22 protein-coding genes and 1 tRNA gene are annotated in these 26,775 nt (G+C 67.1%); 15 read left to right on the top strand and 8 right to left on the bottom strand.

Going from position 1 to position 26,775, the window contains the following annotated elements:
• Positions 1 to 30: 30 nt before the first annotated feature.
• On the bottom strand, positions 31 to 498 hold the full coding sequence (locus AB0876_RS07585) for an FHA domain-containing protein FhaB/FipA (protein WP_029110475.1): 468 nt from the start codon (positions 496 to 498) through the stop codon (positions 31 to 33).
• Positions 499 to 629: 131 nt separating this feature from the next.
• Positions 630 to 2,132: an FHA domain-containing protein gene (locus AB0876_RS07580; protein ID WP_526041649.1), complete on the bottom strand. Its 1,503-nt coding sequence runs from the start codon at positions 2,130 to 2,132 to the stop codon at positions 630 to 632.
• Positions 2,133 to 2,406: 274 nt separating this feature from the next.
• On the opposite strand from AB0876_RS07580, the gene AB0876_RS07575 reads away from it, so the two are divergent.
• Positions 2,407 to 2,489: transfer RNA gene (locus AB0876_RS07575), tRNA-Leu, on the top strand.
• Positions 2,490 to 2,850: 361 nt separating this feature from the next.
• On the opposite strand, the gene AB0876_RS07570 is transcribed toward AB0876_RS07575, so the two are convergent.
• Complete coding sequence (locus AB0876_RS07570) at positions 2,851 to 3,471, bottom strand: lipoprotein LppJ family protein (RefSeq protein WP_526041648.1); 621 nt, start codon at positions 3,469 to 3,471, stop codon at positions 2,851 to 2,853.
• A 506-nt stretch (positions 3,472 to 3,977) separates the two neighbouring features.
• On the opposite strand from AB0876_RS07570, the gene AB0876_RS07565 reads away from it, so the two are divergent.
• Positions 3,978 to 5,006 carry a sensor domain-containing protein gene (locus tag AB0876_RS07565; protein ID WP_491840010.1) on the top strand — a complete coding sequence of 343 codons (1,029 nt, stop codon included), beginning with the start codon at positions 3,978 to 3,980 and terminating at the stop codon, positions 5,004 to 5,006.
• A 32-nt stretch (positions 5,007 to 5,038) separates the two neighbouring features.
• On the opposite strand, the gene rfbA is transcribed toward AB0876_RS07565, so the two are convergent.
• Together rfbA and ygiD are read right to left on the bottom strand one after the other, a co-directional pair.
• Positions 5,039 to 5,905, bottom strand: a complete 867-nt coding sequence (gene rfbA / locus AB0876_RS07560) for a glucose-1-phosphate thymidylyltransferase RfbA (RefSeq protein ID WP_491840011.1) — start codon at positions 5,903 to 5,905, stop codon at positions 5,039 to 5,041.
• Positions 5,906 to 6,004: 99 nt separating this feature from the next.
• Positions 6,005 to 6,778 carry a 4,5-DOPA-extradiol-dioxygenase gene (gene ygiD, locus AB0876_RS07555; protein WP_526041923.1) on the bottom strand — a complete coding sequence of 258 codons (774 nt, stop codon included), beginning with the start codon at positions 6,776 to 6,778 and terminating at the stop codon, positions 6,005 to 6,007.
• Between the two features lie 163 nt (positions 6,779 to 6,941).
• Between ygiD and AB0876_RS07550 the strand changes: the two genes are divergently transcribed.
• The 4 genes from AB0876_RS07550 to AB0876_RS07535 all read left to right on the top strand — a co-directional run bounded on the left by AB0876_RS07550 (position 6,942) and on the right by AB0876_RS07535 (position 13,174).
• Complete coding sequence (locus tag AB0876_RS07550) at positions 6,942 to 8,966, top strand: SaeA-related protein (RefSeq protein WP_526041647.1); 2,025 nt, start codon at positions 6,942 to 6,944, stop codon at positions 8,964 to 8,966.
• Positions 8,963 to 11,428 (top strand): GAP1-N2 domain-containing protein, encoded by a 2,466-nt coding sequence (locus AB0876_RS07545; RefSeq protein WP_526041646.1) that lies wholly within the window; start codon positions 8,963 to 8,965, stop codon positions 11,426 to 11,428. Before AB0876_RS07550 ends, AB0876_RS07545 begins: the two co-directional genes overlap by 4 nt.
• A gap of 1 nt (position 11,429) precedes the next feature.
• Positions 11,430 to 12,587 carry a hypothetical protein gene (locus AB0876_RS07540; protein WP_526041645.1) on the top strand — a complete coding sequence of 386 codons (1,158 nt, stop codon included), beginning with the start codon at positions 11,430 to 11,432 and terminating at the stop codon, positions 12,585 to 12,587.
• An 83-nt stretch (positions 12,588 to 12,670) separates the two neighbouring features.
• Positions 12,671 to 13,174, top strand: coding sequence for a pyridoxamine 5'-phosphate oxidase family protein (locus AB0876_RS07535; protein WP_491840015.1), 504 nt, complete (start codon positions 12,671 to 12,673; stop codon positions 13,172 to 13,174).
• On the opposite strand, the gene AB0876_RS07530 is transcribed toward AB0876_RS07535, so the two are convergent.
• Entirely contained in the window at positions 13,171 to 14,139 is a 969-nt protein-coding gene (locus AB0876_RS07530; RefSeq protein ID WP_491840016.1) for a pirin family protein, read from the bottom strand. The genes AB0876_RS07535 and AB0876_RS07530 overlap by 4 nt on opposite strands.
• 45 nt (positions 14,140 to 14,184) lie before the next feature.
• On the opposite strand from AB0876_RS07530, the gene AB0876_RS07525 reads away from it, so the two are divergent.
• The gene (locus AB0876_RS07525) at positions 14,185 to 14,451 is read left to right on the top strand and encodes a DivIVA domain-containing protein (protein WP_491840017.1); all 267 of its coding nucleotides are present in this window, start codon (positions 14,185 to 14,187) and stop codon (positions 14,449 to 14,451) included.
• A 238-nt stretch (positions 14,452 to 14,689) separates the two neighbouring features.
• Here AB0876_RS07525 and AB0876_RS07520 read toward each other — a convergent pair whose 3' ends face one another.
• On the bottom strand, positions 14,690 to 14,983 hold the full coding sequence (locus AB0876_RS07520; RefSeq protein WP_491840018.1) for a WhiB family transcriptional regulator: 294 nt from the start codon (positions 14,981 to 14,983) through the stop codon (positions 14,690 to 14,692).
• 386 nt (positions 14,984 to 15,369) lie between these two features.
• Here AB0876_RS07520 and AB0876_RS07515 point away from each other — a divergent pair, with 386 nt between their 5' ends.
• Positions 15,370 to 16,161 (top strand): transcriptional regulator, encoded by a 792-nt coding sequence (locus tag AB0876_RS07515; RefSeq protein WP_526041644.1) that lies wholly within the window; start codon positions 15,370 to 15,372, stop codon positions 16,159 to 16,161.
• 10 nt (positions 16,162 to 16,171) lie between these two features.
• On the opposite strand, the gene AB0876_RS07510 is transcribed toward AB0876_RS07515, so the two are convergent.
• Complete coding sequence (locus AB0876_RS07510) at positions 16,172 to 17,647, bottom strand: MinD/ParA family ATP-binding protein (protein ID WP_526041643.1); 1,476 nt, start codon at positions 17,645 to 17,647, stop codon at positions 16,172 to 16,174.
• Between the two features lie 392 nt (positions 17,648 to 18,039).
• On the opposite strand from AB0876_RS07510, the gene AB0876_RS07505 reads away from it, so the two are divergent.
• Genes AB0876_RS07505 through eccCa form a run of 7 tightly spaced genes read left to right on the top strand, consistent with a single transcriptional unit; the run spans position 18,040 to position 26,771 of the window.
• The gene (locus tag AB0876_RS07505) at positions 18,040 to 19,620 is read left to right on the top strand and encodes an EspA/EspE family type VII secretion system effector (protein ID WP_526041642.1); all 1,581 of its coding nucleotides are present in this window, start codon (positions 18,040 to 18,042) and stop codon (positions 19,618 to 19,620) included.
• A gap of 31 nt (positions 19,621 to 19,651) precedes the next feature.
• Entirely contained in the window at positions 19,652 to 19,963 is a 312-nt protein-coding gene (locus tag AB0876_RS07500) for a type VII secretion target (RefSeq protein WP_491840022.1), read from the top strand.
• Between the two features lie 14 nt (positions 19,964 to 19,977).
• Positions 19,978 to 20,826, top strand: coding sequence for an ESX secretion-associated protein EspG (locus tag AB0876_RS07495; RefSeq protein ID WP_526041641.1), 849 nt, complete (start codon positions 19,978 to 19,980; stop codon positions 20,824 to 20,826).
• Between the two features lie 14 nt (positions 20,827 to 20,840).
• Entirely contained in the window at positions 20,841 to 21,380 is a 540-nt protein-coding gene (locus AB0876_RS07490) for a YbaB/EbfC family DNA-binding protein (protein ID WP_526041640.1), read from the top strand.
• Complete coding sequence (eccA, locus tag AB0876_RS07485) at positions 21,373 to 23,097, top strand: type VII secretion AAA-ATPase EccA (RefSeq protein WP_526041639.1); 1,725 nt, start codon at positions 21,373 to 21,375, stop codon at positions 23,095 to 23,097. The genes AB0876_RS07490 and eccA overlap by 8 nt, the downstream gene beginning before the upstream one ends.
• Before the next feature lie 3 nt (positions 23,098 to 23,100).
• On the top strand, positions 23,101 to 24,543 hold the full coding sequence (gene eccB / locus AB0876_RS07480) for a type VII secretion protein EccB (RefSeq protein WP_526041638.1): 1,443 nt from the start codon (positions 23,101 to 23,103) through the stop codon (positions 24,541 to 24,543).
• Complete coding sequence (gene eccCa / locus AB0876_RS07475) at positions 24,540 to 26,771, top strand: type VII secretion protein EccCa (RefSeq protein ID WP_526041637.1); 2,232 nt, start codon at positions 24,540 to 24,542, stop codon at positions 26,769 to 26,771. Before eccB ends, eccCa begins: the two co-directional genes overlap by 4 nt.
• Positions 26,772 to 26,775 lie beyond the last annotated feature (4 nt).

Genomic DNA, 26,775 nt, shown 5'->3' with positions numbered 1-26,775 from the left:
GTATCCGATCTGCTCCTCGCGTGCGCGGCGTCACGGACGCAACTCGATTACCGTCTTACCGATTCGGACCGGCGTCCCGATCGAAACCCTTACCGCTGTTGTCACCTTCGCCCTGTCAAGGTATGTGCCGTTGGTCGATCCTAGGTCCTCGACGTACCACTCCGAACCTCGTGGCGAGAGCCGGGCGTGGCGCGTCGAAGCGTAATCATCGGTGAGCACCAGAGTGGAGTCGTCGGCACGGCCGATCAGCACCGGCTGGGCACCCAACGTGATGCGGGTACCGGCCAGTGCTCCCTCGGTGACCACCAATTGCCGCGCGATGTGGCGTCGGTCCCGACTCGGCAGCAGAGAGCCGCGGAGAGCCAACCCCCGGCGCACCATCACAGCGCCCGTGGGCGCATAGATATCGGTCCGCAGGATGCGCAGCACCGACCAGATGAACAGCCACAGCAGCAGGAGGAATCCGACACGCGTCAGTTGCAGCACTAACCCCTGCATCTGACGTCCTCTCCGTATCCGCCCCACTGGTATCGCTCAGCTACCGTCGGCAACGTCACGATACTTGGACGGCGTTCGCCGTGAGGGCGAAGCGGGGTGCTTGCCACTCAGGTGTGTCCGGTCTCAGACGCTCAGTGCACGCGCACGATGATCTCGGAATGGCCCAGCCGGATCACGTCACCGTCGGCCAACTGCCACTCCTGCACCGGTGCGTTGTTCACCGTGGTGCCGTTGGTGGAGTTGAGGTCTGACAGCAACGCGACCTGGCCGTCCCACCGGATCTCGAGATGCCGGCGTGACACCCCGGTGTCGGGCAGACGGAACTGTGCGTCCTGACCGCGGCCGATCACGTTGGCACCTTCACGGAGCTGGTAGGTGCGGCCACTGCCGTCGTCGAGTTGCAGGGTGACTGCAGCGCCGCCTGCGGCATAGTCACCGCCGCCGTAGCCGCCCGGCTGGGCACCGTAACCGGGCTGGCCACCCTGCGGTGCGCCGTAGTCGCCGCCGCCGAAGCCGCCCTGCTCGCCATAACCTGCGGCGTCGCCGTAGCCCGGCTCCGCGTAGCCGCCGCCCTGCTGAGGCTCGGCGTAGCCGCGGCCGTAATCCTGCGGCTGGCCGTAGTCCTGACGTCCGTAAGACTGTCCGCCGCCGCCGCCGTAGCCGCCCTGCTCGGGGTAACCGCCACCTTGCTCCGGGTAGCCGCCGCCCTGCCGGGGGTCCTGACGTCCGTAGTCGTAGTCACCGCCGCCGTAACCGGGCTGGCCACCCTGCGGGGCCTGCGGGGGCTGGCCGTAGCCACCGCCCGGCTGGCCGCCGTAGCCGCGGTCATAACCACCGCCCGGCTGGCCACCTTGCTGGCCGCCGTAGCCGGCGGGCGGGCGCTGCTGCTCGTAGGACTGCGGAGGGTAGCCACCCTGGTCGGGGTAGCCGCCTTGATCGGGGTAACCACCCTGGTCGGGGTAGCCGCCCTGATCCGGGTAACCACCCTGGTCGGGGTATCCACCGCGGTCGCCGCCGTAGCCGCCGCGCTGCGGAGGGTAACCACCCTGGTCCTGCGGGGGGTAGCCGCCTTGATCCGGCGGGTACTGCCCACCACGGGGGTCATCCTGCGGGTGGCCGTAACGGTCGTCGTAATAATCGTCGCCGGGCCGCCCTTGTCCCTGGCCGCCGCGGTAATTCGGGTTATCGGTCATAGGTGGTTCTCCTGATTCTGCGGTGAACGCATGGTCGCCTTGGGCTCGCGCGGATTCGCCAGCGGTCGAATCGGGGTTAACCGCGCCATGTGCGCGGAACTGTCCGGTGTGCAAGTTCGGTGATTGCTCGAATCTAACGACCACATCACCATACGTTTGCCACCCCTGATCACGAATGAATCCCCCCAGATGTTTGGCGAACGCGGTCGAGGTCAGGTCAGTATCGGCGCTTACTTTCTGATAGTCAGTGCCACTGAGCGTAATTACGTAGTCGTTCGGTGCCAAAACTTGTCCACCGGCCACCGTACGGGCTTGGGACTCGGCTTCCCGGCACAACGCCGTCTCTACTTCCTGGGGCACAATCGAGCCGCCGAAGACCCGGGCGAACGCATCGCCGACGGTTGACTCGAGTTTGCGTTCGATGCGGTCGACCAGACCCATGTCACCGCCCGCCTTTTCTCGTTGTCGTACGTCGCCTCGGCACGGCCACCCGTGCTCCCGCGTGTCGCTCTGGCCACACTGCTCACAAGCATGGTATCGGCCTGGTGCCGTAATGCGGGACCAACAGAACTCTGAGAATTCGATCGATGCAGGTCAGTGACCTGATCTAGATGAGGTTAAGGGTTTTCTGACAGTTTGACGGCCGCCTGATCGGCCCGCTGATCGGCTGGTTTGGGAACGGCGCGCTCGCAGTGTTACGCTGCCTCGGTCATTCGGGCGAGTGGCGGAATGGCAGACGCGCTGGCTTCAGGTGCCAGTGTCCTTCGGGACGTGGGGGTTCAAGTCCCCCTTCGCCCACAGAGAGCGGTTCTACGAATCGCAACTCAAAGGTCGCGAACCCAACTGGGTTCGCGGCCTTTGTGTTTGGTGGGTAGACCCAGTGCGTTCGGCGCGTGCAGGCCGCCGCCGAAGGCCGGGCATCGTCGCGCGAGGTTCGAACTTCAGACTTCCCGGCGTCTGCCGCTGGTGCTGACCGTTCCTTCTATCGACGCGCAGGGCGATGGCTTCGTCCCCGCCGCATATCTTGTGGCCGGTGGCCGGCACCCAGCCGCCGCGGCGCCTCTAGCTCCGAGCCGCTCCATGCACGGTCCAGGACAAAAGTGGAGCCGCCCTGAGTCTCAGGAACGGATCCGTTGCGCGCTAATGGATTTCTGTACCTCTAACCGGAGGCCAGTTCTCCCTTGATGTCTTCCGACAGCGAGTTTGTCTGGTTGCTGCGATGGTCGAAATTGTCGCGGCATTCGCCCAACACGTCGATCATCACGTGAGCAACGGGTGGCTGGTCGGGCTCGGGCGGCGGTATCACCCACACACTCACATCGACCCCGTCGCGCTTGAATGTGGTGGCGTGGGAATGAAAGTCGGGATCGATCTGCCAGCCGTATTGTCGCAATCTATTCAGCACCGAATCCGATGAAACCTCACGCGACCGGTCGGCTCCGGGCATCCACAACTTGAGCCTGCTGTGGCCCTGGAACGGTGGTTTGCCATAGTCATTGCACGAGTCGTAGCCGAACCTCGCGTCAGCCACCTCGGCGCCGAGATCCACAATCACCTGACCGGACACATCGATAACCTGGCGGCGCGCCTCCTCGGGGGATATCGGATTACGCACGGCGCCAGAGCACCCCACCAGGCACAGCAGCCCCGCCAGCGTTTCGGCGATTCGAATCCATACGCGCGTCAATGGTCGTTGCCCCGCTCCCAGACCTGAGACAAACTGACTCACTTCAACGTGAGCGCGCGCAGCATTACGCAGCGAGACCGGATTGGCACGCATCGCCCACCCATGAACAAAAGCCTAAATCCGCAGGCAACGCTTCGATCACACTTCTTTGCGGGACGGCAACGAGGTTCCAGATCGGATCGGCAGATTGGTGTCCTCAGCTGGTGTTCCGCAGGGTTAGGGTGGTCCGGGCTGTCGAGAGCACCAAAGAACTGGAGGGGTCCTTTGCGCTGTCCGATATGCGGCGGCGCAGCGGCCGACCAGATCACGGTGCGTAACCGGCGCAACCGCGCGGGTGGCCGGCCAATCCGTGTGGTGGCCAACGGGAGACCCGCTGCATCCGTTCGACAAGAACCCCTATGCCCGGATCTTGGGCACCAGAGGGCAGTTCTGGCGATGCGTCCGCGTCATGCGGACCGAGCGATACCTTCCCGTGGGGAATTCAGCCGGGAACCAGGAGAAGGCACCGAAGCGCCCGCCGCCGAAGCCCTTTCGCGAACACCGGGCCGGCGACGCGGGCTGGTGGCTCGAGCTCGTTCACAACAAGATATGGAGCACAAATGAATCCTGGTGGAAACGACCCGTTCCAGGGCAGTGGCGGCTGGCCTGGCAATGAGCCGGCCCCGTCGCAGTCACCCTGGCTTCCGGCGGGCCCTCCGCAGGGGCCTCCGCAGGGATCGCCGTATCCGCCGCCTCCGATGCCCGGCGGGCAATGGCAGGCCGGTCAACCCGGTCCGTGGAACGCACCGCCGATGATGAACCCGCCGTACGGCCAGCCGCCCAACAACAACAAGGGGCCGTGGATCATCGGGGGCGCGATTGCCGGCGTGGTCGTCTTGGTGCTGGCGATCGTCCTGGTCGCAGTCAAGCTCGGTGGCAGCGATGAGACGAGTGATGGTCCGGTCGCGACCGGTACCACCAGTGCACCTCCGTCGGGGTCTACCCAGACGACGTCGAAGAGTCCGGCCACCACCTCGGCAACGGCGGCACTGCCCGGCGCCGACGGCACCGTGGAGGCGTCGGAGTTGGAGGGTGTGCTGCTGTCGGCCAGTGAGATCGAGAAGCGACTTTATATTTCGGGACTGACGCCCGGGCCGGTCGAGACGTCACTGTCCACCGACCCCGTCACACCGCCGAACTGCGCGGGTGTATGGGCTCCGGGTGCGCAATCGACGTATGGCGATTCCGGCTACACGGGAGTGGCGATCCAGACTGTGCAGGGCGGGACGGGATTCCATATGGTCCAGGCCGCAGTGTTGTTCCCTGACGAGGCGGCGGCAAAGGCGGCGTTCCAGAAGCAGGCCTCCGACTGGAAGGAGTGCCGATACAAGACAATCAACGCCACCTACGACGGGCTGGGCACCGACACGGTGAAAACCTCCGGCAACGGTGAGGATAAGGACAAAGAGTTCCTGAATATGTCGATCTTCACCGACATCAGCGGGGCCGCCGATGCGATCACCTGCAGTCGCGGAGTGTCCCGGAGGGCCAATGTGGTCGTCGACGTCCGGGCATGCAGCAGTGACATCGTGACGGCCGGCTTTTCGATCGCCGGTGATATCGGCAAGAAGATCAACGGCGAACGCTGACCGGTGCCGCGTAAGTAGGTGCGCATCCGCACCTACTTACGCGCCAGAAGCTCCAGTAGATAGTCGCCATATCCGGATTTGGGCAGCTCTTTGGCGCGTGCGGCCAGTTGGGCATCGTCGATGTAGCCCTCCCGCCACGCGATCTCTTCTGGCACACCGATCTTCAGTCCTTGGCGGCGTTCGATGGTGCGGACGTAGTCACTGGCGTCCAACAACGAGTCGAAGGTGCCGGTGTCCAGCCACGCGGTGCCGCGGGCCAGTACCTCGACGGAGAGTCGGCCCTGGCTCAGGTAGGTCTGGTTGATGCCGGTGATCTCGTATTCGCCGCGGGCCGACTTGCGCAGCGACCGGGCAATCTCGATGACGTCGTTGTCGTAGAAGTACAGCCCGGGCACCGCGTACTGGGATTTGGGGACGACGGGCTTCTCCTCCAGCGACAGCGCTGCCCCGTTGGAGTCGAACTCGACGACGCCATAGGCCGTCGGGTTCGCCACCCAGTACGCGAATATCGCTCCGCCGCTGACATTTTGGAACCGGCGCAGGCTCGTGCCCAGGCCCGGTCCATAGAAGACGTTGTCGCCCAACACAAGTGCCACGGAATCGGTGCCGATGTGCTCGGCTCCGATGATGAATGCCTGAGCCAGGCCCTCGGGCTGCTGTTGGACTGCGTACGTCAGGTTCACCCCGAAGGCCGAGCCGTCCCCAAGAAGCCGTTGGAACGCCGGGGCATCGACCGGTGTGGTGATCACCAGGATGTCGCGGATGCCGGCCATGATCAGAGTGGACAGCGGGTAGTAGACGAGCGGCTTGTCGTACACCGGCAGCAATTGCTTGCTGACGCCCATGGTGATCGGATGAAGTCGTGTGCCGGAACCGCCGGCCAGGATGATTCCGCGCACGTGTGCCTACACCCCGACGGGGTTTACCTGCTCGTCATGGCTCAACACGCCCGTCACCATAGCGTGCCTTTCAGCGTGGGTTCGACGAATTGAGCTGCCTCAGCGCAGTACATACGACGTCATCGACAACGACCCGTAGGTGTAGCCGGTGACCAGGGTGTCCAGTGATCTCCCGGAATCTGGTGCGGCACCGGCCAGCCCGGCGAAGTACAGCATCGGGATGAAGTGGTCCGGGGTGGGAACGGCGGCTGCGTAGTCCGGATGTGCCGCGAGATCGAGGACGTCGGCGGGGGAGTGGGTGAGTTGTTCTCGGGCGTCGTCGTCGAATCTCTTGGCCCAGGTAAACCCGTCTTCGGGTTGGGTGGGGTCCATGCCGGCGAGGTTGTGCACGATGTTTCCGCTGCCCACGATGAGCACACCGCGCTCACGCAGTGGCGCCAGCGTGGCGCCGAGTTGCAGGTGGTACTCGGCCGGCTCGTTGGCGTTGATGGCCAGTTGCACAACAGGTATGGACGCGTCGGGGAAGGCGTGTACCAGTACTGACCAGGTGCCGTGGTCGATGCCCCAGCTGTCCACGTCGGCACCCACCCACGTCGGCTTCACCACCTCGCCGACCTCCTCGGCCAGCTCTGGCAACCCCGGCGCCGGATACTGCACCTCGAACAGCTCACGCGGGAATCCGTAGAAGTCGTGGATGGTCCGTGGGCTCGGCATCGCGGTGACCGCGGTGGCGTTGATGTACCAGTGCGCGCTGATCACCAGGATCGCCCGCGGCCGCGGCACGGTCTGACCGAAACTGCGCCAGGCAGTGGTGAAGCGGTTGGACTCGAGCGCGTTCATCGGGCTGCCGTGGCCGATGAACGCCGCGGGCATCAGGCCGGTGTCGCCGACAACGCGGCGTGCAGGCAGCGGGTCGGCGTCCGACGAGCCGGCAGGAGACATGTTCCGAACTTATGCCGTGTGTGCAGTGATGTCGCATCGGCCCGGCCCACCATGTGGCAGTGACCAGGCCGCTGCTGCGGTAGCGTTTCTGGGTGTGTCGGCCAGTGTGGGCCCGGCACCTCAGGAGTTCGCGCTGTTCGAGCTGCCGGAGCACGTGACGCGTAGCGCTCATGTCCGGCGGGGATTTGGTGTTCTGATGCCCGATCTGTATCCCGTCGACGATCCCGACGACGCGGATCCCCGGCTGGCGCCGTTGCTGGCCTGGCGTCAGCAACTGGTCGATTCCGGCGCGGTCGCAGCGCGCAGTTTCAAGGAAGCCCATCTGCGGCTCGTGCTCCGGTCGGGGCGCACCGATGTCGAGCAGATCCGCGAGATGTTGCCCGGTTCGGTGGCAGAACATGCCGAAGAGATGGCCCGGGTACTGGCCGAGTTGGAGACCCGGGCCCCCGACAAGCAGCAGCAGCCGTCAGCGGCCGGTGACGTGCACCCGATTGCCTTCCGCCACGGCGAGTCCCGCCCCGGCGTCGTCGAATTGAGTTGGCCGGATTATCAGGCCAACGGGGGAGTGGTGCTGTACCGGGTGGTCAGCGCCGAGGACCGGGCGCCCCGATCATCGGAGAACGCTGACCTGGTGGCCGCGACTCCGTTGTCGGCGGCAAGCGACGACCGGCCGTTGACCGGGCCCGTGCGCTACTACCAGGTCTGGGTCATCACCGGCACGTCCCGCGCGGACGCCCTGAGCACCCGGCCGGTGCTCTACGCCAGTGGGGTGTTCGTCGCACCGCCCGGTGATGTGTCCATCCGCGAGGACAGCGGCCTGGTGATCGGGAAGTGGACGTCACCGCCCGCGACGAGCGCCGTGCACGTGCACCGCATCCCGCTCGAGGAGGCTGACGCACCCGCGATCGACGAGTCCCGCTACCGGATCCTGGCCGACGGCGAGCACCGGACCGGTTTCGTCGACTCCGGGGCGGCCCGAGGTATGCGTTACCGCTACCGGGTGCGTTGCGCGGTCAACGTCGACGGGGGCGTGCAGCTGTCGGAAGCCGTCGACGCCGACGTGGAGGTGTCTGCGGTGCTCGCCGCGGTCACCGACATCTCGGTGGACACCGCCTTCGACGGTGAGTCGTTCGACGTGTCCTGGGCGGCTCCCGGAGCAGAGGTCGCGATCTATCTCAGCCAGACCGGTCCGAGCGCGGGGAGTGTGTCCACCGAACTTCCCGAGAACGCCCTCGAGCAGGTGGGGCTGGCGCCGGACCTACGCCTGAGGCAGCCGGCGGCCAACCAGGCACAACCAGACGGCAGCACCCGCACCCTGATGACCGGGGTGCCGTGGCCCCAGGGGTGGAGCCGGGCCTATGTCACGCCGGTGACGATCCTGGCCGGGCGGGCGGTCCTCGGCCGCACGGTATCGGCGGTACACACCGGAACCATCCGCGAAGTCGAACTCGTCGAGTACTGCAACAAGCAGGTGCTGACGTTCGAATGGCCGGCCGGCGCGGCCGGTGTGGTGGTGACTCTCGCGCCCAAGGGTCACGACCCTCGGTCCGGCCTGACCGGCAGATCCTTCGAGATCTCCCTGGAGGACTACGAGAAGTACGGTGGCATGCACCTGACCGGTGCGCTCCCGGTGGGCGGATGTTCACTGCACCTCGCGCCGGTGGCGTTCTCCGGCGGCCGAAGGGTGACCGGGCCGGTGGCCAGCATCGAGTACGCGGGCATGTTGAGGTTGCAGTACGCGGTGCGGATCGGTCGCGATCCCGGCGGGTTCCCCACGACGGCCACCGTCGCCGTGCGGTCGGAGTACGAAGTGCCGGGCTCGCCGGCGTTCGTTCTGGTCAACAATCCGCAGCGGATGCCGTTGAGTGTGCATGACGGTCAGCCCGTCGACGTCGCTCCGCTGGATGCGCAGGGCCAGCTGGCGGATCATCCGTCCAAGTACCTGCGCTGGACGGCGGCGACGGCGTCAGGAGCCGGCGAACTGTGGGCCGCCAACGTCAGTGGTCTGCACGGCTGGATCCGTCTTTTCCTCAATATCACCGACCCACTCCAGTTGCGCACCGTCGCACTGTTGGACCCGCCGTCGCCGACCTTGCAGCTCACCGCGACGGTGTTATGACGTCGCGCTACGGCCAGCTCGCCTACACGTCGTTCGATGCCGTCGGGACCGTCGGCGGCTGGCAGGTCAAGGAAACGACCGGTGGGCTCACGCCCGCCGAGACCCAGGCATTGATAGCCGGTGTCCACACGGTCTTCCGGCCGGTGGACCAGACGCCCGATTTCCCGACCCCCGAGCAGCTCGAGCTGGGCCCGCGCCGGCTGGCGTACCGCGATGTCCCCGGCGGCGCGGGGTACTGGCATACCTTCCCGGCGGGCTCGGACAGTACGGGCCGGCCGGGCAACGTGTTCGCCCACGTGCTGTTGGACCGCGCGCCCGACACCCACCCGCGCTGCCGGGCCATCGAACGGTGGCGGTCACCGCACTGGCTGCAGCCTTACGGCGCCGCCGCGGTGGCCCGTGCCGAACTCCCGGCGACCCTGCCGGAGCTGGGCAGCTCGGTGACCAAGGACAGCGTGGTGGCGTTCGCGCTGGACACCACCACCTGGCGGCTGGCCACGCTGTTCGCGCTCCTGGATGCGGTGGCCGCGGCGCTCGCGGGCGGGCCGCCGGTGGTGCTGGGTGTGCAGTCCCCGGATGCGGCGGCACAGTGGATCGGTCTGGTGAGTTTCCTGATGTCGCCGGGCACCGCGGCGAGGCTGAGCTTCTCCACCTTCGACCGTGCCGAGCAGGTCGCGCCGCACAACGGCCAGGTGCTGAGCGCGGTGCCGTTCGAGGACCTTTCCGCGGTCGAACCCGGCATGGTGGTGATCAGCGAATCCGAGACCGTGTCGCTCGGTGAGCTCGGCGGAGATCCGCACCGCACCGCGGGCGGGCACCGGATCGAGGTGACCCGGTGGTCGGTGATGGCGCAGGTGGTGCTGCTCGATGTGGCGTCGGCCCGCGGTGCCCTCGATGACATCGACACGTATTCCGGCCAGGTGCGCGATGACGGGCTGCATCCGGCCTGGCCGATCGCGATGGCGGTGGCTGGGAACCCGGAGTTCGCCGACGCGCAGGCCGAGGCCCATGAGGTGATCGCCGCGCATTCCCCGGCGGGTGCACTGGTCGGCTCCGCGGCGGCCTACATCATCGCCGACGTGCTCGCCGCTGTGGTGGGCGTCACCACCGCCGACGCCTGGCGGGCGCGGCACGAACTGCCGGAGGGTGCCGGAGCGACGTACGCCGATGCCACCTACTTCGCCCGGGCCATCGTCGACGACGCCTGGATGTCGCAGGACGGACCAATCCCGTTGGGGCCGAGAACGTTTCACGGGAAACCAACACCTTCGTCGTTGCGGGCGGCCATCGGACCGGCGCTGGACCGCGGCAGGCAGCACGGCGCCGACCGGTTGCTACGGGTCGTCGATCTGCTGTTGCGGGCCGGGGTTGTAGATGACCGACTCCAGGTCGCCCTGACCGACGGTGTGCTGCCCGGTCTGGCCGATCCGCGGGTGCGCGGGGTGATCGGCGGCGCCGAGCGGCTGGCGTTGGGCACCTGGTTGCTGCGCGACGGCGACGCCGAGGGCAGCGTCATCGGCGACGACGTGCTGGACTGGCTGGCCGAGGCCGGCCCGGTGCCCGAGCCGGCTGAACTCTCCGCTGCCCAGCCCTGGGATTCGGTGTGGATCCGCGCCGCCCTGCGCGGGCTCCGGTCGCGTCGGAGCGGAGCGCGGCATCCGGGTGATGCCGGCGCGCAGTTGTGGTGGCTGCGGACCACCGATCCGGACAGCTTTGAGGCCACCGTGGCGGCCTCGGTCTGGAATCCGCGGGATCTCCTGCTCGCGGTCGGTACCGACAAGCTGCCGGGCCGGGCCGCGGTGCGCACACTTCTCGGTGCCGCGGACTCGGCGGCACTGCAACAGCTGGCCGGCAAGGTGATCGACGACAACGACGACGGCGACGGCGTGGTGGTGGCCTGCGCAGCGGTCCGCCACATCGAGCCGCGGAACTGGTTGCAGCAGCGGTACCTGCATACCCACCAGAGCGCGTACTCGCCGCTGTGGGATCAGGTGCTGGCCGAGGTGGAACCGCAGACCGTCCACCCGGATTTCTCGGTGCGGCTGCTGGCGTTCGCGCTGTTGGGTGTGCTCGCCGGCCAGCCCTATCCGCAGGCCTGTAACGCTTTGGCCGCTGAAAGCGGTTGCGGCGCACAGGCAGTGGCCCGGGTACTACCGTTGGTCGACGGCGGCCAGTTGGCGCCGGTGACGGTGGTGGCGCTCAGTCTGTTGCGCAACGCGGCAGCGGAGTCCGCCGCCTATGCCCCTGACCCGGTCGAGCAGCTCGCGGGCGTGTTGGCCGGAAAGGTGGCTGCCACGATGGGCGGCGCCGACGCGGAATCCGTGGTGGTGTTGATGGCGCAGTTGTCGGGTGATTCCTCTGAGGGGACGATGCGCGGGTACCGGAAGATGGTGGACAGGCTGATGACGCGGCGGGGTGCGAATCCGTCGCTGGCGGAACGACTGAGGGGGAGCCGGGGCTGACATGAGCAAGTGCCCGCGTTGCTTCACCCAGCTGAGTCCCAACAACCATCTGTGGACCCTGCCGGCCCAGGCCGGCGGCACCCGGTACCGCGACGATGTCGCCTCGACCTACGTGGGCGCGCCCGCCGATTGTGGGCCGCTGTACACCTGGACCCGATCTCCCGGGTACAACGGTCCGCCGCCTCCGGTGTCCGAGGCGAACCGGGCGTTGCAGGGGCCCGCTGTGGAGATCTGCCCGGTCTGCCATTTCACCCTCCCCGAGGGTTTCCGGGAGGGCCACGCCATCTGCATCGCGCTGGCCGGTGCGCGGGCGACGGGCAAGAGCCTTTACATCGCCGTGCTGATCAAGCAGCTGGAATTGCTCTGCGAGCGGTTCGGTGTGGTGTTGGAACCGGTCACCCGGGCCACTGCCCAGAACTACGCCACCAACTACGAAGGCCCGCTGTATGTGCAGCGGGGCCTGCTCCCTCCCACCCCGACGGTGCACACCCAAGCTCCGAATCAGCGTGAACCCCTGGTGTTTTCGATCGGGAGCTGGCACGGTGTGCGCCGGTTCCTGGTACTGCGCGACGTGGCGGGCGAGGACCTGGAGAACGGTGACCTGCGCGCGCCGCCCTTCCAGTTCTTCGGCCACGCCGACGCGGTGTTCTTCATGTTCGACCCGCTGCGGGTCAAGGCGATCCGTGACCAACTGCAGGATCTCCTGCCGCCGCAGCCGTTCAGCGGCGGGGAGCCACGCTCGGTCCTGGGCAATCTGCTGGTGGCAGTCAATCCCGGTCAGCCCAAGCTGGCGGTGATCCTGTCCAAGTTCGACGTGCTGCGGGCCCTGCGTGACGTGCAGGGTTCGGAATGGGCGTTGGTCATGTCCAACGGGGGAGCGGCTTTCCTGCGGGACACCTCCGACGGCAAGCAGTACGACGACGTCGACGGCCAACTGCTCGATCAGGAGGTGCGCAGCCTGCTGGCCCGTCTGCACGGCGGCTCGATCGTGTCAGCCGTGGAGAACCCGTCGGCCGGAGCGCGGCTGGCCACCCGGTACTTCGCGGTGTCGGCGCTCGGGCATCCGCCAACCGGAAATCGGCTGCACGCCAGGGGTATTGCCCCATTCCGGTGTGTGGACCCGGTGCGGTGGGTGACCTCACAGTTCGGCGTGCTGTAGGCGGCCGGTCGGGTTACCGACCGCGTTCGCGGGGGCCGGTGGGGCCGTGGCTATGGTGGGCTGACCGATCAGAGAGGTGACAGGTGGGCAAGAACGAGCGCACGAAGATCGTCATGAGTGACGATGAGATCGCCGAATTCATCGAGCGCAGCCGAACCGCGACGATGGCCACCGTGCTGCCCAGCGGCCGACCGCACCTGGTCGCCATGTGGTACGCGGTGCTCGACGGTGAGATCTGGTTCGAGACGAAAGCCAAGTCGCAGAAGGCGGTCAACCTGCGTCGGGATCCCACGATCACGACGATGATCGAGGACGGCGACACCTACAACACGCTGCGTGGGGTGTCGATAGACGGCACCGCGGAGATCGTCGACGATCCGGAAACCATTCTGCGCGTGGGTATCAGCGTGTGGGAGCGCTACACCGGTCCCTACACCGAGGAGATGCGCCCGTTCGTCGACCAGATGATGAACAACCGCATCGCGGTGCGGGTCGTTCCCAGCCGGCTGCGCAGCTGGGACCACCGCAAGCTCGGGCTGCCCGAGATGCCGGTGGGGGGCAGCACGGCCCAGTATCTGAACGCCTAGCTCGAGGGGCGCGGCCGGGGCTTGAGCCGTCCGTTCGGCAGGGGCGGCGCGGGTAACCGCGCGATGTTGCCGACATAGCCCCGGACGTCGCCGAAGCGGGCATCGTTGGCCTGCCACAGTTCGCGGTAGGTCGCGATGTCGTCGTGGCTGCGGCCGACGAAGTTCCACCACATCACCAGTTCCTCGGTGAACGGCGGTCCGCCGAGCAGAACCGCGCGGGCCGGGCCGCTGTCACGGTTGGTCAGGTGAAGCTGTGTACGCCCCGGGGCCTGGTATCCCAGATCGGCGACTGCCAGCGTGGTCCCGCACACCTCGATCGCGCCTTGGTCCAGGAGCACGCCGTGTTCGAAGGCCGGATCGACGTCGAGCGTCAACTCGGCGCCCGGGTCGAGGTCGATCTGGGCGCCCAGCAGCGGCGTGAAGGTGTGCACCGGTGACTGCGATTGCTCGAGTTCGCCGAGGAACACCCGGATGGTGGCGCCGCCGACGGTCTGCGGCGGAGGCGTGTAGTGCGCGAAGTCGCGGCCGGTGTCGCGGGCGGCATCGGGCAGCGCCACCCACAGCTGGACGCCGTGCAGGATCGTCGTTTCCGGCGTCGAGACCTCCGAGTGGCAGATCCCGGCACCGGCCGTCATCAGGTTGAGTTCACCCGGGCGGACCATGGCGTGGACCCCGGCGCTGTCGCGGTGCTCGATCAGGCCCTCGAAAAGCCAACTCACGGTTTGCAACCCGGTATGGGGATGAGGCGCTACGTCCATGCCTCGGCCCGCGGCTCGTACGTCGTGCGGTCCGTAATGGTCGGCGAAACACCAGGCGCCGATCATCGACCGGTCACGTTGCGGCAGCGTGCGCCGGACCAGCAGTGCGCGCGGCCCGCCCAGCGGCACCTCCCGCGGATGCAGCACCCCGGTGAACTCCGAGTTGGTGCACGTGACTTCGGCGGGCGCCGTGTCGGTGTTGCTCATGAACCTCACGGTAACCGCGTCCGGCGGCCTCGGTGCGCGGTTAGCATGACCGGCATGACCGGGGGATTGACTGCCGAAGATGTTCGCAGCACCGAATTTTCGAAGCCGCCGCTGGGTAAGCGGGGCTACGACAAGAAGTCGGTCGACGACTTTCTGGCGTTGGTGGCCCGCAGGCTCGACGGGCGCGGGCACCTGGGTGCCGATGATGTCCGCAACATCGTGTTCCCGAAGCCGCCGATGTTTCAGCGCGGCTACGACGAGGACGAGGTGGACAGTCTGCTCGACGCGGTGGTCGTCACGCTCGAGCGGTAACGGGAGAGAGAAGTTGGGGGACGGTGCCGTCACTGCGCCTCGCGGCGCGTGGTCGCTCGAAGCGACGTTTCTGGTGTGGGGCCCGGGGCAATGCCCGGCACCGTCTGCGGGTGTAACGACACACCCCGGGCCCCTATTCCTCCCCCAGTGGAAACTCGCCCTCGCCCTGCCGTCCCCTCGAATCGGCAGCGAGAAGGCCAGAAAAAAGATCTGGTGAAGACCGTGTTGCCGAGCGGGATCAGGCGGCTTCGTGGAAAACCAGGCCGAGCTTGCGCACCGGGTAGCCGTTGCGCTCTGCCAGCGATCGCAGCTGCTTGAGCGCGAAGCTGCGGCCACGGCCGGCCTCGGGAACCATGATGCCGGCCCAAAGTCCTTCCGCGCGGGGCAGTTCGCAGGCCTCGCGTGCGCACAGCCAGCGCCGCGGGCATTCCCGGCAGATGACCTTCGCCTGATCGTCGGGGGTGGAGGTCCACCGCTCCGGGTCACTGGTGCACACGCCGAGCGGGATGCCGTTGGCCATGAGTGCGTTCATGCTGCTGCTCCTGTTTAGGACTTTTGTTGCGGTGTGTACCGCGTTGAGGGGAACGCTATAGCAAGAACCGTAGCGATGCAACAGTTTCGTTCAAACCGCAGCGGTGCAACGCTACGGAAATTTGCATTGGTAACGATGGTGAACCACCAGCGGAAAGTCGATATAGATCTAAAAGTGCACGTCAGAACCTCGACAGGTACCTCTGTGTACCCGTAGCAGGGCTGCGGTTTGTCCTGCCGCGAAGCCGTAGCGTCGGGGTTGTTTGCTACGAATGCGAAAAACCCAATGCGTAGCGGTGCTGCAGTCTGGGGTTAGGATTGAGGGGTCCCGGCAACCGCTTCAGCACTTGGCTGAGGCTGAGCACATTGGCGAGGAAACAGCCCCGTATGACCGACGCTGAGTACGATCTCGCCACGGGCGAGTTCGATGTCGGACTCATCCGCGCTGGTGCTGCAGCCGCTGCCAGGCGCCGCGAACTGGACATCAGCCAGCGCAGCCTCGCCGCCGACGGAATCATCAACGCCGGAGCGCTCATCGCGTTCGAGAAGGGCCGCAGCTGGCCCCGCGAGCGCACCCGGCTCAAACTCGAAGAGGTCTTGCGCTGGCCGCCGGGCACCATCGCCCGGCTCCGGCAGGGTGGGCCGGTACCCGATCCGGCGATGTCCGCTCCGGCACACATCGAGCCGCCGACAGTGGTCACCGCGCTACCCGCGGCCGTGCCGTTGACGACCACACCGCCGGCCAGTGACGAGGTACCGCTGATCGCCCAGGCGGTCCTCACCGCGGTGAACACCCTCGAGTCGACGATCGCTACGTTGCCCGCCGTCGGGGACCCGGAGTTCACCCCGCGGGTCACGTCAGTACTCGCCGACCTGCGTCAGCTCGAGGCGGTCGCTGCCCGCGCGGCGCGGCTCAGCATGGTGACCCCGGCGCTGATCAAAGCACTCAGTGCGGTGCGGCGCCAGATTGACGAGCTGACCACCCTGGCCGCCACCGCGCCCGGCGCCACGCTCGGGCAGCGCCTGTATGCCGCCCGTCGGCAGTCGAATCTCACGATCAGTGAGACCGCAACGGCCGCCGGCGTTTCCGAAGACATCGTGGCGCGCGCCGAGGCCGAGTATCCGGTCGACGCATCCGCCGTCCACGCTCTGGAGGCGCTGATCGGCGCGATGCGCTGAGCAGGCCCGGCTAGCGGTCCCGCCGCTCGTCGTGGGTCGGGAAGTGCTCGGCGAGCGCCGCGGCGATCTCCAGGAACCGGCGCCGGGTCGGCATCGACATCTCCCGCGGATCGACAACACCACCGGGACGTAGATGCCCGTCGAACGGCACTTCGATCACCCGCTGCCCCTGACCCGAGAACTGTCCGGCCAGGATCGTCCGCGTGCGCTTGTCGGCGTGGCCGTCGGAGTCGTTGAGCACCACGACGGTGCGCTGCAGCAGGTCCGTCATCTCATGGGCGGCCAGCCAGTCCAGCGTCTGTCCGGCAGTCGCCGCGCCGTCGACCCAGGGGGAGGACACCACGATCAAGCCGTCGAGATCGCGCAGCACCTCCTGGGTCACCGGTGAGTCCATCGTCGAGCTGCAGTCCACCACCGAGATAGAGAAATGCTTGTCGAGCCGGGTGGTCGCCTCGCGGTAGATGGCGGCGTCGAGCACGCGGCGGCGGGCCGGGGTGCCCTCGCCCGCCAGGACGAACAACCCCGCCGCGTTGGTGCCGACTCGGCTGCGGACGTCGGCGAACGAGTCCAGGTGTTTGTCGTTGGCCAGCTCCCAGTACGAGCTCTGGGCCTGGGGATCGACGCGGCTGCCGAGCTTGCCGAACGAGGTGTCGGCGTCGATGGCCACGACGCGATCGTCTTGGCGCAACTGGGCGAAGATCGATCCGACGCTCGCCGAGACGGTGGTCTTGCCGACCCCGCCCTTGCCCATCACCCCGACCTTGTAGTGGCCGCGCAGGAGCCCCTTGATCTTGGTCTCCAACTCGGCGACCCGGAGATCTTCGGGCGACGGGCCGGGATTGATCAGCCCGAACGTGGCCCGATAGACGAACAAGCGCCAACCGCTGCCCGGTGGCTGACGCTTCGGCGGAACCAGGTCGTTGACCCGGATGCGGTCCGCGTAGGAGCCGGTCGGCAGGGGCGGCACACCGGGCGCGGGCGCACCCGGATCCGGTGCGAATCCGCCTTCGGGGGGCCAGGGTTGACCGGGTGGTGGTCCGTACGGCGGCTGCGGCGGACCCCCGGGGCCAGGAGGACGCTGCGACGGAAGCTGCCAGCCGGGCGGGCCCTGCTCCCAGGCATCCGGCCGGGGCGGGGCCTGATGGGTGTCGTGCGGCGGTTGCGGCGGTGCGGGTGGTGGCGGCGGAGGAGGAGGAGGTGCCTGTTGTTGCGGCGGGGTCGGGGGCGCGGGAGGAGCCTCCCGGAACGTGTTGCGGGCGCGCTCGGCGTCGCGGTCGACGGGTACGACTTGCGACGTGCCGGGATCATCGGAGCCGGAGCCGGCGGGAGCCTTCGACGGCACGAAATCCACCGGGGGCCGCCCGGGTATCGAGGGCGGCGGCTCTGGTGGCTTGCGGCGGGTCGGCCTGGTGTCGGGTTCGAAGTGTGATTCCTCCGGACCCGTCCAGCCGAGCTCTCTACGCAAGGTGTCGTCGGGGTCGGGCACGCCTGAATCTCCTCCGGAACTCACACAAGGGAACTTTGACCGTGCTCAAGTATCGACCACAACCCGTCCGGCTTGCAGGATCCGTCCGTATTCCGGTTGAACTGACGGCGCAGCAAATTTGGATGGCAAATCCCGAAGCGGGTCGCGGCGAGGTCGGGTGCTACCTCCGGCGGCACCCCGAAAGGCTCTTGCGGCGGCACCCTTGAGAGGCCGCCCAGTCGTGCGGCGTAACCCCTCGGATGCTTCTGCGAAAACGACCGTTCAACTGCAATAGTTGGTGGTCGGAGGGGGTTCTAGGGCCGTCGTCCCGGGGCTGTCGCGAGCCCGAAATTGGTGCACCGACCGGGTCGAATGCGCTGGTAATCTCTGTTCCGGCGAAGGGGACACGGGGTATGGGACTGTTGGGGGATATTGCCGATCTCGGCAAAGGCGTGCTCGGGAACAATCTGAAGTGGACCGAGCGTGCCGCGAAGGTCGGAGAGTTCATCGTCCGCAACACCGTCGGCTCCGAACTCGAGCAGGTATCCACGTTCGGCGGCCAGATGGTCGACCTCAGCCAGAAGACCGCCAACTTCTTCGCGTCGCAGATCGGCGGCCGGCTGATCCGAGCCGCCCGGTCGCCGGTCCTGGCCGCCGGCCAGCAGACCATCGAGTCGATGAAGCACAGCACCGGAGTCGGCGATCCGGAGGACGGACATCGTTTCGGTGAGGGGGCCGACCAGATGGGCGCGGTCGGGCAGGTGCTCGTGTCGGCCTTCCCCGACGACAGCTGGGACAGCAGCGGGGCCAGCGCCTACGCGGGCCGCAACACCGAACAGGTCGGCCGGGTCCAGACGATGTCCGGGTTGGACACCATGGTGGCCGGGGTGCTGTGTACCGAGGCCGGCCAGATCGCGGCCACCCGCGACAGTCTCGACGGACACTCCGACTGGCTGGGCGCGATGAGTCTGCTCACCACGAGTGCGGGAATCGTTCCGGGTTTCGGGACAGCGGCCCAGATGACGGCCGAGTTCGCGATGGTGGCCAAGGCAGTCGGCGACTCGAACGACGATCTCAGAACTCTGTGCGGCCAGATCGATGAGAACGCGGCCGTATTGCAGACCGCGGCTGCCCGGTACGAGACCTTGGCCGGCGGCACCACCGCAGCCGGCGCGGAGTTCGAGCCGCTGCCCGACGATTCTCAGGTGCCCACCGGGCCGCCGGACCCCGAGGCCGCGGATCCGGCCGTCCTGACTGCTAGCGACGATGTTCTGTCAGACAGTGAGGTCCCGTCGGGCGGCGGCGGAGACATCCCGTCGGGCGGCGGTAGTGCTGCTCCGTCGGGCGGTGGGGCAGGGATGCCGTCGGCTTCCTCGCCGTCGATGCCCACCGGCATGCCGGGTGCGGGCAGCCCGCCATCCGATGCGGCGGCAAGCGCGGCCGGCGCTCTCGGCGGGATCCTGGGCTCGCTGGTGAGCCCGCTCAGCGGAATACTCGCCGGGTTCACCCAGGCGGCGCAGGCTGCCACGCAGGCCGGGACCCAGGCGGCGCAGATGGCGAGTCAGGCGGCCGGGCAGGCAGGTGGCCCCGCTGCCGACGCCGCGCAGCTCGACCAGGCGTCGGGAAATACCGACGCCGACGAGCGGGACGGCCGGGACGACGATCGGGACGAGGACGACGAACCCGACGAGGACCGCAAGCAGGACGACGAGGACGGCGAGGAGCAGCTGGGTGAGGCCGAAAAGGGCGAGGCCGGTGGCCTGCCTGGCCCGGATTCTGCGGGTGGGCCGGCCGATCCGCCGGCCGCCGGCGCGAAGGATTCGCCCGCCAAGACACTGCCTCCCGACCTGGAAGCCACGGCCGCCGGCGGCGCTGCGGCGGGGCAGGCTCCGGTGCATGTCGGGGCGGATTTCGAGCAGGGCCAGCTGCATGTGGCAGCGGCGGCTACATTAGATCGCGGTGTACCCGGATCTGCGGCCGTGATCGACAGGTAAGAATTCGGGGACAGGGATCGAGGGGAATTTCATGGCGGGTGATTTGCGGGTTGCCACCGCTCATTTGCACGAGCTATCGGCCAAACAAGGTCAGGCTGCGACCAGCCTGACTGTGGCTACCGGTGTGGTCGAAGGGGTCGACACCGCGGTGCGTCTGACGCATGGCCCGATTTCGTCGGCGTCGGCTGCGGCCATTGCGCGCGCGGTCAACGCGCGTCGGACCGCGGGCACGGGTTTGGCCAGTGTGTCGCGAGACCTCGGGTCGAAACTATCCCGCGCAGCGGGCGGATACGACCGGACGGATTCGACGATGTCCGGTGCCCTCCATGGATCCATTCGGTAGAGGCGGAGCGACGGATGACAAATTCTTTTGGCGCTGACGCGAACACCGCGGCCATCGACGATGTCGTCGGGGTCGAGCTGACCATCGACGGGATCCTGGTGGTCGCCGACAAGCTGGGGCTGACCGATTTCCCGCCTTCGATGGGAATCCGGTTGAACATTCCGCAGCCCGATCTGCGCAAGACGGTGTGGGAGCAGGTGGCCCGTGACCTCACGGCCCAGAGCGTGCTGGACGTGTTCGGCACCCCGCATCCCGAGGTGGCCGCGATGCTCGACACGCTGAGCCGGCCCGAGCGCACCCTGGAGGGGCGCTGGTGGCGTCGCGACCTGGGCGGCAAGATGATCCGGTTCGTGGTGTGCCGCAAGGGTGGCCGGCACGTGGTCGCGGCCCGCGACAACGACATGCTGGTACTGCAGCGAGTGGCCGCACAGGTGGGTCTGGCCGGCATGGTGACCACTGTGCTCGGCGAAGGCCAACCGGCCAGCGTCGAGCCGTTGACCGGTGTCGCGGCGACGCTCGCCAATTGCCGAACCGCCGACGAGCTGACCGGCTACGGGATCCCGCCGACCTCGGCTCGGGTCTACGCCAACATCATCTCCGAGCCCGAGAGCTGGGTGGAGCTGGTGGTGTCCGAGCGCAATCCGGGCGGCACCACCTCCCAGGTCGACGTGGCCGCGGGTGTGCTGGACTCGAAGCAGGGACGCATCGTGTCCATTCCGCGCAGGGTCAACGGGGAGCTCTACGGCAGCTTCCTGACTGGGACCAAGGACAACCTGCAGCGGGCGTTGGACGGTTTGATCGAATTCCTGCCCTCGGGTTCGTGGTTCGACAAGTCTGATCCGGAAAGCTCCTACGCGTACTGAAAGAGGCCGCCACGGTGGGTGACTTTCCGCCACATTCTCCGGACGACGACGAAGGCGACTATGACGACCTCGCGGCGCTGGATTTCTCGTACTCGGACGACGGTTCGAACGCAACGGCCCTCGATGCGCTCGGGACCTACGACGACGTCGTGCCGCACGACGATGCGGTATTGGGTGACGGTTTCGCGGACGTGTCCGGCGTGGACGACGAGACACTCACGGTGCCGCTGTTCACCGTCACCAATCCGCCCGAAACCGTCACGGTGACGGCATTCATGGATGGCCGGGTCCATCAGATCGAGTTGGCACCGAAAGTCACCAATCTGTCCGAACAGGATCTCGCCGAGGAGATCCTGGTGATCGCGGGCCTGGCTGCTCAACAGGCCAAGTCCGCCCAGTACTCGTTCATGCTCGCGGGAATGCGGGAGCATGGACACGACGACGCGGCGACCCGCGACTTTCTGACCCGTGACCTGGATCTACCTACGCCCGAGCAGGCCGATGATGCTCGGTCCCAGGTCTTTTCGAACCGCTATGGAGGCGACGATGGCTGACCACCTTGCTGGAATGTTCGGTAGCGCGGTGGGCATGCTGTCCGGCTCGCCGGCCCGATCGCTCGAGATATTCACCGAGATAACCAATTACGACGAAACCGCCTGTGACGCCTGGGTGGGTCGGATCCGCTGTGGTGACAGCGACCGGGTGACGCTGTTCCGGGCCTGGTATTCACGCTCGAACTTCGGGCAGCTGGCCGGTACCGCCGAGATCTCGATGAACGGTGTCGGCGCGCGGGTGCCGATCGGCGGCATCTACGGGAAGGACATCTCCTACCCGATCAACTCGCCGCTGGCGATCACCCTTGGTTTCGCCGTGCAGGAGGCTGCCGAGGGTAACTACGCCGACGCGATGGAGGCCTTGGAGGATGCCCCGGCCGGCGGGTCCGACCATCTGGTGGCCTGGGTCAAGGCGGTCATCTACGGTGCGGCCCAACGCTGGACCGATGTGATCGACCAGGTACGCGGCGCCGACCAGTGGCCAGACAAGTTCCTTGGCGCGGCCGCTGGTGTGGCGCATGGTGTCGCGGCGGCTAACCTTGGACTGTTCACCGAGGCCGACCGCAGGCTCACCGAGGCCAATGACACACCGGCCGGCCAGGCATGCGCACCGGCAATCGCCTGGTACCTGGCGATGGCGCGGCGTTACCAGGGCAACGAGGAATCAGCCCAGGTTCTCCTGGAATGGCTGCAGGCGAACTTCCCTGAGCCCAAAGTCACTGCAGCACTGCGTGATCCGGCCTACCGGCTGGAGACCACGACTGCTGAGAAGATCGCTGCCCGCACCGATCCGTGGGATCCGTCCAGCGTGGTGGCCGATACCTCGGGGAGGGACAAGCTGCTCGCCGAGGCGCAGGCCGAACTGGACAAGCAGATCGGTCTGAGCCGGGTCAAGGAGCAGATCGAGGCCTACCGGGCGGCGACGCAGATGGCCCGGATCCGGGCCGCGCGCGGCATGAAGGTAGCCCAGACCTCCAAGCACATGATCTTCGCGGGTCCGCCCGGTACGGGTAAGACGACGATCGCGCGCGTGGTCGCCAACATCCTGGCCGGCCTTGGCGTGATCGCCGAGCCGAAGCTGATCGAAACCTCCCGTAAGGATTTCGTCGCGGAGTACGAAGGGCAGTCGGCGGTCAAGACGGCCAAGACGATCGATCGCGCCCTGGGTGGTGTGCTGTTCATCGACGAGGCCTACACCCTGGTGCAGGAGCGCGACGGCCGCGCCGACCCGTTCGGTACCGAGGCGCTGGACACCCTGTTGGCCCGGATGGAGAACGACCGCGACCGCCTGGTGGTCATCATCGCCGGCTACAGCAACGACATCGACCGCCTGTTGGAGGCCAACGACGGTCTGCGGTCCCGGTTCGCCACCCGGATCGAGTTCGATTCGTACTCGCCCGACGACATCGTCGAGATCGCCAAAGTCATTGCCAAGTCGAATGATTCGTGGCTCGACGATGACGCCTGCAAGCGCGTCAACGAGGCGGCCTCGTTGTTGAGCCAGCGCACGCTCAACAACAAGCCGGCACTCGACATCGCAGGTAACGGTCGCTACGCACGGCAGTTGGTGGAGGCCGGTGAGCAGAACCGCGACATGCGGCTGTCCCGGTCGCTGGACTTCGAGGGCCTGGGTGTCGAACAGCTCAGTGAGGTCAACGGGGACGACATGTCAGCGGCGATCGCGGCGGTGCACAGCCGCCTGAATGTCGGCGAATAAGCGATGGCAGGTTTCCGGCTCACCACCAAGGTCCAGGTCAGCGGCTGGCGTTTTCTGCTGCGCCGCGTCGAGCACGCGATCGTGCGCCGCGATACCCGGATGTTCGACGATCCGCTGCAGTTCTACAGCCGGGCGGTGTTCGCCGGTGTCGTCGTCTCGGTGCTGATCTGTCTCGGCGCGGGGCTGATGGCGTACTTCAAGCCGTTGGGCAAGCAGAGCAGTGACCAGTTGTTGGTGGACCGCACCACCAATCAGCTGTACGTGATGCTGCCCGGCAGCAATCTGCTTCGCCCGGTGTACAACCTGACCTCGGCGCGGTTGGCGCTCGGTAATGCCGGTACCCCGTCCGCGGTGAAGTCCGAGGAGCTGAACCGGTTGCCCAAGGGACAGCCGATCGGTATTCCCGGCGCGCCGTACGCCACCCCGATCGGCGCACCTGCCTCGCGGTGGACGTTGTGCGACACCGTGGCCAAGCCCGACAGCTCGGCGCCCAAGGTGGAGTCCTCCGTCCTGATCAGGTCGCTGGCAACCGACACCGGGGTCGGCCCGATGCGCCCGAATCAGGGCATGCTGGTGTCCTTCCAGGGGGGGAACTGGCTGGTCACCGAGGACGGCAGGCACAGCATCGACCTGTCGGACCGGGCGATCAGCTCGGCCGTGGGCATCCCGGTGACCGCGAAGGCCACCCCGGTCTCCGAGGGGCTGTTCAACGCACTGGCCAACCGGGGCCCCTGGCAGCTTCCGGCGATCGGGGCCGCAGGCGCGCCGAATACCGTTGGCCTACCGGAGAATCTGGTGATCGGTTCGGTCTTCCAGACGGCCACCGAATCAGACCCGCAGCACTATGTGGTGCTGCCGGACGGGGTGGCCCGGGTCAACCCCACCACCGCTGCGGCGTTGCGCGCCACGAATTCCTACGGCCTGTTGCAGCCGCCGTCGGTCGAGGCCAGTGTGGTCGCCAAGATCGCCGAGAAGGTCTACGGGTCGCCGTTGCCGGACAAGCCGCTCGAGGTGCTGCTGCGTCAGGACGCCCCGGTGCTGTGCTGGGCCTGGCAGCGGGAGCCGGGCGATCAGGCGCCCAAGACCACCGTGATCGCCGGCCGTCGGCTGCCGATCCCGTCGTCGGCGGTCGGCACCGGAATCGACCAGATCGGCGGTGACGCAACGGTGTACATCGAAGGCGGTCAGTTCGTGCGGCTGCAGTCGCCGGATCCCCGGGTGGGCGAGAGCCTGTATTACATCGACCCGCAAGGAGTGCGGTACGGCATCGCCAACGACGATGCGGCGAAGAATCTGGGCTTGTCCGGTGCGGTGAACGCACCGTGGCAGGTCGTCGGGCTGCTGGTGGAGGGCCCGGTGTTGTCGAAGGACGCGGCGTTGCTTGAGCACGACACGCTGCCTGCCGACCCCCATCCGCGCAAAGTGGAAAGCAAGCAAGGCTCATGACAACCAAGAAGTTCACCCCGACCGTCAAGCGGGGGCCACGGCTGACACCGGGCGAGATCAACGTCGCCGCACCGGATGACCTCGGTATCGAGATCCCGCCGTCGGGCATGCAGAAGGCCATGCCCTGGGTCATGGGCGGCTGCATGCTCGGCATGATCGCGATCATGATCTTCACCGGTGTGCGTCAGCTGTCGCCGTACATGCTGATGATGCCGTTGATGATGATCATGGGCACCGTCGGCATGATGGGCGCCGGCGGCTCCGGTGGCAAGAAGGTCCCCGAGATCAATGCCGACCGCAAGGAATACCTGCGGTATCTGGCCGGCCTGCGCACCCGCGTGACGTCGTCGGCGTCGGCGCAGGTCTCGTTCTTCGGTTACCACGCACCGCATCCCGACGATCTGTTGTCGATCATCGGCACGCATCGGCAGTGGTCACGTCAGGCCAACTCCGACTTCTATGCCGCAACCCGGATCGGCATCGGTGCTGAGATCGCGGTGGACCGGCTGCTCAAGCCGAACACCAGCGGTGAGCTGGCGGGTCCGCAGGGTGCGCCGCAGCCGCACCTGGAGCCGGTCAGCCACATGTGGGTGACCAAGTTCCTGCGCACCCACGGACTGATCCACGATTGCCCGAAACTTGTTCAGCTGCGGACATTTCCGACGATCGCCGTGGGCGGCGACATCGACGGCGCCTCGGCGATGCTGACCGCGATGATCTGTCATCTGGCGGTGTTCCATCCGCCGGACCTGTTGCAGATCCGGGTGCTCACGGACAATCCGGAAGACCCGAAGTGGTCGTGGCTCAAGTGGCTGCCGCACACCCAGCACCAGACCGACACCGATGCGGCCGGGCCCACCCGGCTGGTCTACACCCGCCCCGACGGCCTGAGCGATCTGACCGCGCGCGGTCCGCACAGCGCCGACGCCGCGCCCGGCGGCCCGTACGTCATCGTGGTGGACCTGACCGGCGGCAAGGCCGGTTTCCCCGTCGACGGCCGGGCCGGGGTCACCGTGCTCACGCTCGGCAATCACCGGGGTTCGGCGTACCGGTTGCGGGTCGACGCGGACGGGACGGCCGACGACAAGTTGCCGAACCAGAACTACCGCGAGGTCACCCGGGTCGTCGACCGGATGACTCCGGCGCAGGCGGGCCGGATCGCCCGCAAGCTGGCCGGCTGGTCGATCACCGGAACGATCATCGACAAGAACGTCCGGGTGCAGAAGAAGGTGTCCAAGGAATGGCACCACCTGGTGGGCGCCAAGTCGGTCGAAGAGGTGACCCCGGCGCGCTGGCGGATGTTCACCGACACCGACCGCGACCGGCTCAAGATCCCGTTCGGGCACGAGCTCAAGTCCGGCGAGGTGATGAAGCTGGACATCAAGGAGGGCGCCGAGTTCGGTGCCGGCCCGCACGGCATGCTCATCGGAACCACCGGCTCGGGTAAGTCGGAGTTCCTGCGCACCATGATCCTGTCGCTGGTGGCCACCCACCACCCCGACCAGATCAACCTGCTGCTCACCGACTTCAAGGGCGGTTCGACCTTCCTGGGTATGGAGAAGCTGCCGCACACCGCGGCCGTCGTCACCAACATGGAAGAGGAAGCCGAGCTGGTCGGCCGTATGGGCGAGGTGCTCACCGGTGAACTCGACCGGCGCCAGCAGATTCTGCGTCAGGCCGGTATGCAGGTGGGCGCCGCGGGTGCGTTGTCCGGCGTGGCCGAGTACGAGAAGCACCGCGAGCGTGGTGCGGACCTGCCACCGTTGCCGACGCTGTTCGTGGTGGTGGACGAGTTCGCCGAGCTCCTGCAGAACCACCCGGACTTCATCCAGCTGTTCGACCGCATCTGCCGCGTCGGCCGGTCGCTGCGCGTGCACCTGCTGCTGGCCACCCAGTCGCTGAACACCGGCGGCGTCCGGATCGACAAGCTCGAGCCGAACCTGACGTACCGAATTGCCTTGCGTACCACCAGTTCTGCCGAGTCCAAGGCGGTGATCGGTACGCCCGAGGCGCAGTACATCACCAACAAGGAGAGCGGTGTGGGCTTCCTGCGGGTGGGTATGGAGGATCCGGTGAAGTTCAGCACCCTCTACACCGGGGCCAACTACGTGCCCGAGGTTGAGGAGTCGGCCGACGGCGAAGCCAAACCGCGGTCGAAGCGACAGGCCCGGGTGCGGATTCACCAGTTCACGACGACACCGATCTTCGATACGGCGGTCAGTTCATGAGGGC

This window comes from Mycobacterium sp. NPDC049093 (assembly GCF_040704635.1).
Lineage (GTDB): Bacteria > Actinomycetota > Actinomycetes > Mycobacteriales > Mycobacteriaceae > Mycobacterium.
Note: the sequence above shows the minus strand (reverse complement) of the source record. Positions and strands in the feature narration are given on the sequence as shown.